The sequence below is a fragment of the Dendronalium sp. ChiSLP03b genome (assembly GCF_034531165.2).
GTDB lineage: Bacteria > Cyanobacteriota > Cyanobacteriia > Cyanobacteriales > Nostocaceae > Dendronalium > Dendronalium minutum.
The window spans coordinates 78,977-89,897 of sequence record NZ_JAVRBR020000008.1; the positions used below are offsets into that span (position 1 = coordinate 78,977).

General features: G+C 42.8%; 10 protein-coding genes. 2 read left to right on the forward strand and 8 right to left on the reverse strand.

Features of this window, described 5'->3' with window-relative positions; translation table 11 throughout:
* Positions 1–309: 309 nt before the first annotated feature.
* Both RMY31_RS01625 and RMY31_RS01630 read left to right on the forward strand, forming a co-directional pair.
* A complete protein-coding gene (locus RMY31_RS01625; protein ID WP_322657689.1) occupies positions 310–1,338 on the forward strand; it encodes a 30S ribosomal protein S1 in 1,029 nt (342 codons plus the stop codon).
* Positions 1,339–1,560: 222 nt separating this feature from the next.
* Entirely contained in the window at positions 1,561–2,295 is a 735-nt protein-coding gene (locus RMY31_RS01630) for an HAD family hydrolase (protein WP_322657688.1), read from the forward strand.
* Positions 2,296–2,771: 476 nt separating this feature from the next.
* Here the strand turns inward: RMY31_RS01630 and RMY31_RS01635 are convergent, their stop codons facing one another.
* From RMY31_RS01635 to RMY31_RS01670, 8 genes are all read right to left on the reverse strand, one after another.
* Positions 2,772–4,556 (reverse strand): M61 family metallopeptidase, encoded by a 1,785-nt coding sequence (locus RMY31_RS01635; protein WP_322657687.1) that lies wholly within the window; start codon positions 4,554–4,556, stop codon positions 2,772–2,774.
* 269 nt (positions 4,557–4,825) lie between these two features.
* Positions 4,826–5,509 carry a Crp/Fnr family transcriptional regulator gene (locus tag RMY31_RS01640; protein WP_322657686.1) on the reverse strand — a complete coding sequence of 228 codons (684 nt, stop codon included), beginning with the start codon at positions 5,507–5,509 and terminating at the stop codon, positions 4,826–4,828.
* A gap of 201 nt (positions 5,510–5,710) precedes the next feature.
* Complete coding sequence (locus RMY31_RS01645; RefSeq protein ID WP_322657685.1) at positions 5,711–6,937, reverse strand: pilus assembly protein PilB; 1,227 nt, start codon at positions 6,935–6,937, stop codon at positions 5,711–5,713.
* A gap of 185 nt (positions 6,938–7,122) precedes the next feature.
* Positions 7,123–7,254, reverse strand: a complete 132-nt coding sequence (locus RMY31_RS01650; RefSeq protein WP_322657684.1) for a hypothetical protein — start codon at positions 7,252–7,254, stop codon at positions 7,123–7,125.
* 26 nt (positions 7,255–7,280) lie between these two features.
* Positions 7,281–8,468, reverse strand: a complete 1,188-nt coding sequence (locus RMY31_RS01655) for a HetZ-related protein 2 (RefSeq protein WP_322657683.1) — start codon at positions 8,466–8,468, stop codon at positions 7,281–7,283.
* 817 nt (positions 8,469–9,285) lie between these two features.
* Positions 9,286–9,636, reverse strand: a complete 351-nt coding sequence (locus tag RMY31_RS01660) for a carbon dioxide-concentrating mechanism protein CcmK (protein ID WP_322657682.1) — start codon at positions 9,634–9,636, stop codon at positions 9,286–9,288.
* Between the two features lie 85 nt (positions 9,637–9,721).
* A complete protein-coding gene (locus RMY31_RS01665) occupies positions 9,722–10,033 on the reverse strand; it encodes a carbon dioxide-concentrating mechanism protein CcmK (protein WP_322657681.1) in 312 nt (103 codons plus the stop codon).
* A 97-nt stretch (positions 10,034–10,130) separates the two neighbouring features.
* Positions 10,131–10,760: a hypothetical protein gene (locus RMY31_RS01670; RefSeq protein ID WP_322657680.1), complete on the reverse strand. Its 630-nt coding sequence runs from the start codon at positions 10,758–10,760 to the stop codon at positions 10,131–10,133.
* Between the last annotated feature and the right edge of the window lie 161 nt (positions 10,761–10,921).

The window sequence follows — 10,921 nt, forward strand, 5'->3', positions numbered from 1 at the left end:
GATTTGTAAGGGCACATAAAACTTTATCCGCTGTCATCATAACTGGTGGCAGCGGATATTAGAACCTACGTATTTTATCAACAGGTTATGTGATGGGTGTAACACCCTGGCATAGACTCTGACTCATCACTAACCCGTATATTATATGATATAATTCTCAATCTGTAAGTTGATATGTGTTAACACTAGCTTTTCTGCGCTAGGATGAAAAAAGATGTAAGTGTAGACTGCCATTCAATCAATGGCCTACATAATACACAGCACTCATGCCACAACCTTTACGGAGACTAAAACCAGGAACCAATCAGCATGGTCAATCAGAATTTAACCGCTACAGAAATTGGATTTACTCACGAAGATTTCGCTGCTCTACTTGACAAGTACGATTATCACTTTAGCCCTGGCGACATTGTACCAGGTACTGTTTTTAGTATAGAGCCGCGCGGCGCTCTGATTGACATAGGTGCTAAAACAGCAGCATACATCCCCATACAAGAAATGTCTATTAACCGGGTGGATGCCCCGGAAGAAGTCTTACAGTCAAATGAAACGCGAGAATTTTTCATTCTCACTGATGAAAACGAAGATGGTCAGCTAACACTTTCTATTCGTCGCATCGAATACATGCGGGCTTGGGAACGCGTACGTCAGTTGCAAGCAGAAGATGCCACTGTTCGTTCCGGTGTATTTGCTACCAATCGTGGGGGTGCATTGGTACGGATTGAGGGATTGCGAGGTTTTATCCCTGGTTCTCACATTAGCACCCGCAAACCAAAAGAAGAATTGGTAGGCGAAGAACTGCCTTTAAAATTCTTAGAGGTAGATGAAGAACGCAACCGCCTAGTTCTATCCCACCGACGGGCACTAGTTGAGCGCAAGATGAACCGCCTGGAAGTTGGCGAAGTAGTCATCGGTACAGTTCGTGGTATTAAGCCTTACGGTGCATTCATTGATATCGGCGGAGTCAGCGGACTGTTGCACATCTCCGAGATTTCCCACGAGCATATTGATACGCCTCATAGCGTGTTCAATGTCAATGACGAAGTAAAAGTTATGATCATTGACTTGGACGCTGAAAGAGGTCGGATTTCCTTGTCTACCAAACAGCTGGAACCCGAACCTGGCGATATGATTAAAAACCGCGATTTAGTTTACGATAAAGCGGAAGAAATGGCAGCTAAATACCGAGAACAGTTGCTAGCTAAACAGCAAGGCGCTCCTGCTGCAATGACCGTACCTGTGGAAGAAGGTGCAGAAGCGATAGAAGCAGTAGCTGAAGAAGAGATACCAGCAGCTATTGAAACTGAAGAAGAGATACCAGTAGCTATTGAAGAATAATACAGTTTTACTTTTACTAATCTGTAATTAAGAGTATCAAAGCACTATATAAAGAGGGATTTCCCTCTTTTTTTGTGACTAATGACTGATGAACGCCAGTTGCTACTCTGTGGGAAGGGCTACGCTAACACCACGGCACTGTTTCGCCAACGTAGTGTCCTCCGCAACGTAGTGGCTTCTGATGACTGATGACTTCTAACTTAATAAGCGGGGTGGAATCTTTTGGCAACTATTAAATGTAGAAACATCACATTTGCCAATATCCAGGCAATTTTTTTTGACAAAAACGGTACATTAGAAGATTCAGAAGCGTATTTGCGATCGCTTGGACAAAAAGCAGCGCGGTTGATAGACGCTCAAATTCCTGGAATTGGGGAACCATTGTTAATGGCCTTTGGCATTAATAGTAACACCCTCGATCCAGCAGGTTTAATATCTGTGGCCAGTCGCCGTGAAACAGAAATTGCCGCAGCCGCATATATTGCCGAAACTGGGAGAGGATGGTTTGAATCGCTTAAAATAGCCCGTAAAGCTTTGGACGAAGCTGAAAAATATATTGGCACAACTCCTGCACCACTTTTTATCGGTAGCCTGGAGATATTGCAGTCCCTTTCAGCAGCAGGAATTAAACTTGGGATAATTTCAGCTGCAACAACAGCAGAAGTAAATACTTTTGTCACGCATCATCAATTAATTGATTACATCCAAGTGCAAATAGGAGTGGATGAAGGACCGAGTAAACCAGATCCAGCGCTATTTTTGCAAGCTTGTCAAGCTTTGGGAGTTGAGCCAGAAGATACATTGATGGTGGGGGATTCTGTAGGTGATATGCAAATGGCTAGTGATGCCAAAGCAGCAGGTTGTATTGGTATCACTTGGGTAGGTAAGTTAGATAATGTACGAGGTGCAGATCTGGTAATTAACCAACTTGACGAAATTCAGGTTGTCAAAGCTTAATTCTGTAACTCAAATATAAGGCAATACATTTGAGTTAAGGACTTCTTTCTTCTCTTTGTGTTCTTTGCGGTACCCTGCGCGAAGCCCTTGGGAGAAGAGTAGGGCTTCGCTGCGCTAACAATGGGAACCGGAGCCACTGCGTTGGACGGGTTCCGCAGCTTGTACTCCTTCTCCTAGGTCGCCGCTAACGCGAACGGAGAACCCGCAGGTTAGCAAGTGGCATCCAAGACTGCGACCCCCTCACCGTAGAAGCGTCTACTTTCAAAAAATTGACTTTGACCAAGAGTTTTAGCCTTAACTGAACCGTATTGAAATATAAGGCGGACAAGGAGAACAAAGGGACAAAGAGAAATTGTTTAAGAATTCTCCCCTCTGCGACAGACACTTTTACGCCAGTTACTTCAAGTCTGGCGACCGAATGCACTGGCTTTTCAACGGAAGTCCTCTCTGCCTCCTCAATCTTCTTGCCGTTATACTCAACCAACAGTGACAAGAGGCACGCCTAACCACCCAGCAAAGTTCTCTTTCTGGGTGGGATCGGGATTCTGCACGGCAATTACCTGATACTTGGTGGGAACCGATGCAGCAAGGGTGACAGAATAGGTACGCAATTCATCTTGATGAAAAACTGTCACCTGGATAGTGTCATTTGGTTGATAATCTTTGAGCCGATCGCTCAGTTGATTTGCTGTTACTTTAATTCCCTCAATAGCTAGCAACTCATCACCTGCATCAATTCCCGCCAATTGTGCAGGCGAACCCACTTCAATAGACCTAATTATCTCCCTTCCATTCTCAGTTTTTACCTTCACACCCAGGTGAGGTTCATCCTCTTGCTCCGCCAGCAAATGCAAGCCAAAAGGTTCTAGGTACTTATTAAAGGGTAATTCTTCAGTGCCATCAATGTAGCGCTCAAAGAAATCAGCTAAATCTACTCCCGCTATAGATTCAATTACTTGCTGCAATTGTTCTGGGGTATAGCCAATTTCTGCTTGCCCAAATTGTTGCCACATTTGCCGCATGACATCATCAAGAGAGCGCTGATTGTTATGCCGTACTCTAATGAGTAAATCTAGCAACAAAGATACCATTTCCCCCTTCAGATAGTAAGAAATTTGGGAATTGCCGCTATTGGCATCTGGACGATAAAGTTTAATCCAAGCATCAAAACTCGACTCGGAAAGCGGTTGCACTTTGCGTCCTGGTGTCGTGAGAAACCTAGTAATTTCCTTATTCCAATTATTTAAATATGACTTGGCATCATAAATTCCTGCCCGCAAAGGAATCAACAAGTCGTAGTAACTGGTAGTACCCTCACAGAACCATAGAGATGGTGTATAGTTCTCCCGGTCGTAATCAAAAATCTCTAAAGCTTTTGGGCGAATCCGCTTGACATTCCACAAGTGAAAGAACTCATGTGCCAGCAATTGTATGAAGCGCTCGTATTTATCCCGAGAGCGAAACCCAAAGCGCTGGTAAATCAATGAGCAAGAGTTTTTATGCTCCAAACCCCCATAAGCTTGGGCAAATAAATGCAGCAGAAACACATATCGCTCGTAGGGCAAACCGCCAAACATCTGTGCTTCCACTTGAATAATCTTCTGAATATCAGCTATCATTCGCTGGGTTTGGAAATTGCCCTCTCCCCAAATTGCTAGTTCGTGAGGTTTTCCCAATACTTCAAAGTGGTACGACTGATGGGAACCAATCTCAAAAGGAGAATCTACAAGGGTGTCAAAATCAGCAGCACAGAAAGTATTAGCTTGATCGCTAACGGATGGTAAGGCAGTAGTTACTCGCCATTCTGGGCGTGGCGGTACGATGGTGATGCAAATGGGTAGTTTCTCCCAACTCGGTAGTCTGAAAAACAAAGCTGCACCGTTAAAATAGCCGTGGGTGCTATCCAAGTGATTTGTCCGTACCGATAGCTCATTTGCAAAAATTCGGTAACGTACAGTTAATTCTGAAAAACCACTTTTGTTGATTTGCCAGTGATTTTTACTGATTTTCCGCCAAGGCAAAGGTTTGTCTCCAACAAAAGCGCCAAAATCTTGTAGATTCTTGGCGTATTCTCGCACTAAGTAGGAGCCTGGTGTCCACACCGGCATTTTTAAGTCAAGAATTGGTGACGGATAGTTAACAAGTCGCAATGTCACCTCAAACAGATGCGTTTCTGGTTGGGGCATTGCCACTTGGTAATAAATCGTCGGTACGGTTTCTTGGATGCCAATTTCGATACGAGGTGCTGTTGCTTCAGTCATCTGTAGTTAGGAGTGATAAGTTCAGAGTCAATAGTTAATAGTCAATAGTTGTTAATAGTCAATAGTCAATAGTTAGTAACGAAAAACTTTAAACTTAGGACTCAGCACTTCATAACTCCATACTTAACACCCCATATTCAACACTCAGCAACGCCATTTGCAAAGGCTGTCGGTAGAGCCGACGACACTTGCTACCCTCCAGGAAGGCTTTCTGCCTACAACTTTAGGAAAGGGAGTAACGCACTGGTTCCTCAACACTCAGCACTGAATCAGACTTTACCAGCTAAATTCATCAACTGTTTGAAGTTGATCAAGTAAATTATGTTGTTGGTGTTGTCAATTGCAATCCAACCTTTTTCATGTAATTTTTCCATTATTTTAGTCGTTTCTTCAACTCCGATTTCTGTCACCTCTGCTAAATCTTTAAAAGGAATATTAAAAATTTCCTTGCCTTTGTCTGATTCTTGCCCATAGCTTTCGCCCAAACTGACTAAGGTATGGGCGAGTTTGACAGCTGGCGGTGAAGAGCGGATTTGCAAGCGCTGGTTTATTTGTCGCAATCGCCGTACCATCAGTTGCAGCATCCGGTGATGTAACTGCGGGTCTTTAAACAGTATTTGAATAAAACGCTCTCTGGAGATGCTGAGCAATTTAACTGGTGAAAGGGCAATCACATCGGTTGAACGCGGAGATTCATCCAAAATCGCCATTTCTCCAAAAAAATCACCCCGTCCCAAAATTGCCAAAGCAACAGAATCATCTCCGCAGGTGCGTCGGACTTTAACCCAGCCAGAAACCACGAAGTAAACTGCGTTACCCCAGGCATCTTCCATTAATACAGCTCGCCCAACTGGGTATTCATGTTCAATTGCAACATTGAGCAGCCATTCCAAAGTCTGTGGGTTGGCTGTACTCAGTAGGGGAAAAAGTTCGCTAAAAACCTCAGTCTGCATGAAATATCTGCAAAATAATGACTTCAGGAGCGGAAAATTAAACTGGCTAATATAGGTTTTAAAACCGATATCTTAATATGAATACGGCATCAAAATTGTTACAAATAGAACCAAAACCTTTTAAGCCAATAGGTCTGGGGTTCCATTACAACATAACAATTATGGATGCGATCGCAATCAGCGCTTTCACTGACAGAATTTTTATCCACTGCCTGTTGGTGGCTCGTTAGTTGCTGTCAGTATTTTTATTTGTTGCTCTAAATTATCTACTAGTCCATTTAGGGTAACTAAAGCTTGGAGTTGCCCGGGCTGGAGGCTGGGATTGACGATCAGTCGTTGGTGTAGTTCGCGCAACTTCAAGCTTAGTTGTTGAGAAATTCCCAAGGCATCTCGGCTCAGACGAGTCAATTGTTGTTGTTGATAAAACTTTAAAGCTGCTCCCCGCAGTACTTGTAACGTAGCTTCTTCGCCATAGATTCCCGGCATTACACGTAGGCGTAATAACAAACGGTTTTGTTGATACAGGCATTCTTTTTCTACCTGTTTTGGTTCTGCAAGTGTAGCGATAGGTAAGGAAGTAAATCGTTTTAACTCATTCAGCACGCCTTGGAAAACGGAGAGAGGCAGATTTTCTAATACAGACTGCAAAACCCCATTGTCACTCCAGAGTATCCTACCTTTATAAGGCTGTCTTTCCAAATACAGGCGACCAATTCCCCCACCTAGTACGCGCCCTAGTAATTGTTCCAGCAATTTCTTGGGTGGTAGTGTTGCCAAAACTTCAACAGGACTGAACAGTTCCGGAACTTGCACTTGTAAAATAGTCAAGTTGCTTGGGTCTACTACCTCGGAAGTATTCTTTTTGCTTTCGTTTACAGAAGCAAAGCTATCTAGATGAGATATAGGAATATTTGCCTGTTGGCGAGAATGTTGAAGGGTGTCTGTCCCGCCTAGAGTCGATTGAGGCTGCTGATTTTGTTCAAAGGAGGTGGTTGCAGAGGTAATTAAATCATCGGCGATATTAGTTACGCTCTTTTCAGAAGTAAAGTCTGCTGCCGTTTGTTCCAGTTGTTTGGCATCAGGGCGAAATGTATTTTTATGGTTGAGATAGGCTGAAAGTATGGTGCGATGCGTGTCAGTGGCAATTTCCTGAATTACCATTGTACTATTGATATAAGACAATATGCGATTCACGTAATCTAGTGCCCCACTGTCTTGTGGATGAACCATACCTAGCAAAAGTTGGTTATCCTCTAATCTAAAGGGGACAATTTGGTGATACAAGCAAGCTTCAAAGGACAAGAAACTATCAATCAACTGGAATATTTGCTTGAGATCGCGTCCTTGCTCTCGATGTACTGGAGTTTTAGACGATATCTGCTGCCCACCTGCTCTGGTATCAGTTGGTTTGCCCTCTGAAGACAACATAGGTTTAATAATTTAGTATTTCCTTATATTTTATTTTGCTCTAATTTAGCAGTAAATAAAGATACTTTGTTACCTGATTAAACGTTAAATTAATAATTAAGTAGTACAAGAATACAAGGGTGAATTTGGAATTATCGAGTGCTGAGTGTTTTGAGAGTGCTGAAGAGCTATTGCGCCCTTGCGGTTCACCGATTTGTTCGCTGAAAGCGTTCCCGCAAGGTAGCCAGTGGCGTTGCTGAGTTGGGAGTTAGAGATTTTCTCCCCTGCTCCCTCTGCACTTCAGGTAACGCTCCTTCTTCGCTAACGCAGTTCCTCATGGGGAGCCACTGCCTTTTTGTACTAGTTATTCCTGAGTTCTTAAAGATTGGGCTGTAAGATAAATCTTAGTCCATTCACCCATTACCTGATGGGTTTTGAGTTTTAATTGTTGGGCTGTCGCTTCTATGGAGTTGCCTGCTTTCCGTAAATCCAGAATCTGCCGCTCAATGGGAGTTAATTTTTCATCAAGTTGCTGCCATTGGCTTTGTGTTAACCCCAAATTATTTTCTTGTAAGGAAATGGCAAGCCAGTTATCCACAAGTTCGGGTTTATCTTTGAGGGCAAAGACACGCACAGCGTGATAGCTAATTTTCTCTCGCAAACGGTAGATTTCTTTAATTGGCTTATTTAGTCTCTTGGCAATTTCATCTTGAGACTTGCCTTGAAGATAGAGTTTTAGCCACTCTACTGCCTCTATTCCCAGATTTTCCTGTAAGTAATTGGCAAATTCTTTTTGTACTGTCTGCCGCAGTGATTGTTGTTCTTCTAGTTTCTGCGCTTCTTGATATTCTGCGATCGCCTGATTATCTACCAAGTTCACTCGATTGTCGTTGTCGTCTGTAAGGATTTCTTCGGAAACTAGTCTCACTAAGTCACTGCTGGGTACTTGGGTTAAACCGCCACGTTGAGTCCGGCGCAGATAGTTTACAAAACGATACGCTAACAATGGTTGATTGCGTACTGGTCGCAAAGAATACTCTTCTATACTAGCAAACAGCAAAGTATCCTGTAGTCGTCGATCAGTTGTGATTTCAGAGATCCAACCCATCTGCTGCTGTATGTAGGAATCGCTTTGCAATAATTCTTGGAGTACTTCTTGCAGTACGTCTATGACACTGCGTTGGCGATCGCGACTCAGGGAAACCCAAGTCTGAATTTTGTTTCTTAATGTAACTAAACTCCCCAGCCGAGTAATGAGGTTACGATAAGCACGTTCTCGCCCGATACCCAAGTAGCGTTGACGCAAAATCCGATAGCGATATTCCATTGCTTGCTTGGCGATATCGAGTTCCCTAGGGTTGAGCAGATCAAACCGTTTGGAATCACGTCCTAAAAGCCAAAAAATAATACTTTCTCTATTAGCTACACTTTGTTCTGGACATTCAGCAGCTAGCCGCTTTTGCCAATATTGCGCCAGTTTTTCTGCTTCTGTTGCCATAGCGAGATTGCGCTCCTCGAAACCCTGTTTTACAGTTTGCATCACAACCCCCATTTCTCGCACTTAACTTACTAGCTGGTAGCCCATGAGTCCGTCATCTTCATGAAGACATTTCAGCGATTCCATTGTTATTACGTCTTTATTCACTAACTTTATGCAGGAATTTTTGCATCCCTGTTTTTGTTTTTAATCTCTAAGTGCCATAAATTGCGGCATTTCGGGCATTTGCTTGAATGTAAGCAAAATTTAAATTTTTGTAAATTTAAGTTTTGGAATTATGGAATCGCAATCTAGATTTATGTGGGTGGATATAGATCCAGATTGAGAGCGGTTGAAAAAAAACTAACATTTTTCACCTGTTGGGAAAAGCCAATACGAATTACCTCTATCCGGACGTTGTTTTACCCAGATAAGTTTCATTGCTTCGTGTTTTGCCTCGATAACATGAAGATTTGGCAATTTTTTCACCATTACACAATTCCCATCAAATGTTTAGGCAATAATTTTAGATTAATGATTTTAAATCCAAAATCCACAATCTAAAATTCGGTTAGCAGGCTTCTGGACTCTGAAAAAGCCATTTAAAATTTAAAAGTACCCTTATGGGTACCGTTTTAAGCAAGTAAAGTCGAGTGTGAGTTTAATTAACAGACTGTGGTATTAGTCGGGGTTAAACTGAATAACCGAGTTGTTCATAATAATTCACTAAGTTGGCTGACTCAGCTTGCTGAAACTAGTTCCATTCAATGACACTTTAATCTTAGTATTGCGTCTTCCAAAAACTCGATAATCAAAGGCTAAGAGTCAAGAGTGAATAATTAATTAGCACTCTGGACTTTTGGCTTTTGTCTAATAACTAAAAATTCTAACTTTACCGCCCGTTTCCTGACCTAATAATTGGGTTTTCTACAGATTCTCGATACTGTTGGACTTCTTCTGTGTACGCGATTGGTAAGACAGCTTCGACGTTTTCATGGGGACGAGGAATAATCACCCAAGATTCTAAAGTGCCACCATATACGTTTTCTGCGGCTTCAACACCAGCAGCCATAGCGGTTTTTACCTCAGAAACATCACCGCGAATATTGACTGTGAAACGAGCGCTACCAACTCTGATATAACCCACAAGGGTGACTCGACCGGCTTTGACCATAGCATCGGCTGCTGCTAGTACAGCAGGAAAACCCTTAGTTTCAAGCGATCCAACAGCCTGTAGTGACATTAGCAATCTCCTGTATAAATAAACGCATGTGGCGCTAAAAATTAATTGTACGAAGCTTCGCTACAGATTTTAATGGCAAAATCGTTTAGAAGATACGGAAAGGTTCGGATTTTTGGGTGAAGTGGATTGGTAGTATGGTTTCCACATTTTCCGGGGGATTGGGAACAATATAATGAGTGATTACTGTTTCAACTTTTACTTGCTCTCCAGCATCAATACCTGCTTCAACAGCTGTTTTTACTTCAGCAACTTGTCCCCGGACAGCGACTACAAAGCGACCACTCTCCGCTAGACCATAATACACCAGCGTGACTGCGGCAGATTTCACCATTGCATCTGCTGCGGCTAAGACACTAGGAAAACCTAAAGTTTCAATTACGCCAACCGCCATTGGCATGGCATCAGCTCCTGAGTCAAGAATAAGTGATATTTATTGTACGAGGCTTTAGTCCTAATTTTGACATCTAGGAAAACTTTCTTTAGTGTCATGCACCCTAGACTCCTACACTCCTATTTCGTGACACCAGCCAACTGAATGTAATACCACTCAAAACTGCATAAATTGGCGAAAAACTTATTATGAATATGCCAATCCCAGGTAAGCCACCGATGTTATAACCCAAAATCAATACCCCCAGTGCTGCTAGCAGCATAATCGCGCCGTTGACTGGAATCCACCAAAATGATTGCAGTAGGGTCGAACGCAGAATTAGCCACTGAAATAATCCCATGAGCGTGCCTGCTAACGTAACTTGTGCGATCGCAGGCAGAGTTGGTGGTAGTTGCTCTAAAATAGTTTTCTCAAAATTAGGTGAACCTGGTGCTGGAATGGCTTCATAGAGCATCTTGGTGAGTGTGAATCCAATACCGCACCATCCTAAAGCTGATGCCAAAATCCACCATTGCGATCGCTGTACGATGTGTCGCAGAATGAACCACTGGGCTGTACCCACTGCCAGGCCGAGTCCAATAGATGCACCTAATATTGCACCGATGAGTATACATCCAATTGCACCTTGACCTTCACAGCCGTTGACTACCCCTGTTAATGGGTAGCCGATGAATGGAACTCCCAAAAATCCTCCAGCCAAACCCACAATACTACCAACTAGGAAACCTCCCAACGTTATGAGAGTCCACTGCCATAGCCCTCTTTTATCACTTTGGGAGAACCCAATCGCTGAAAGCCTTTCGAGGCTTTAATTTCTAAGTTTTGGCTATAAATTTTAGTTACTGTTAGAAAATAAAGGCTCAAAGCTTGACTCAATCAAAGTTTCAGAATCTT

Excerpts from the sequence above, each read along its gene's own strand:
- RMY31_RS01645 (WP_322657685.1), bottom strand. The coding sequence starts at position 6,937 with ATGTTGTCTTCAGAGGGCAAACCAACTGATACCAGAGCAGGTGGGCAG.
- RMY31_RS01635 (WP_322657687.1), bottom strand. The coding sequence starts at position 4,556 with ATGACTGAAGCAACAGCACCTCGTATCGAAATTGGCATCCAAGAAACC.
- RMY31_RS01650 (WP_322657684.1), bottom strand. The coding sequence starts at position 7,254 with ATGAGGAACTGCGTTAGCGAAGAAGGAGCGTTACCTGAAGTGCAGAGG.
- RMY31_RS01640 (WP_322657686.1), bottom strand. The coding sequence starts at position 5,509 with ATGCAGACTGAGGTTTTTAGCGAACTTTTTCCCCTACTGAGTACAGCC.
- RMY31_RS01660 (WP_322657682.1), bottom strand. The coding sequence starts at position 9,636 with ATGTCACTACAGGCTGTTGGATCGCTTGAAACTAAGGGTTTTCCTGCT.
- RMY31_RS01665 (WP_322657681.1), bottom strand. The coding sequence starts at position 10,033 with ATGCCAATGGCGGTTGGCGTAATTGAAACTTTAGGTTTTCCTAGTGTC.
- RMY31_RS01625 (WP_322657689.1), top strand. The coding sequence starts at position 310 with ATGGTCAATCAGAATTTAACCGCTACAGAAATTGGATTTACTCACGAA.
- RMY31_RS01655 (WP_322657683.1), bottom strand. The coding sequence starts at position 8,468 with ATGGGGGTTGTGATGCAAACTGTAAAACAGGGTTTCGAGGAGCGCAAT.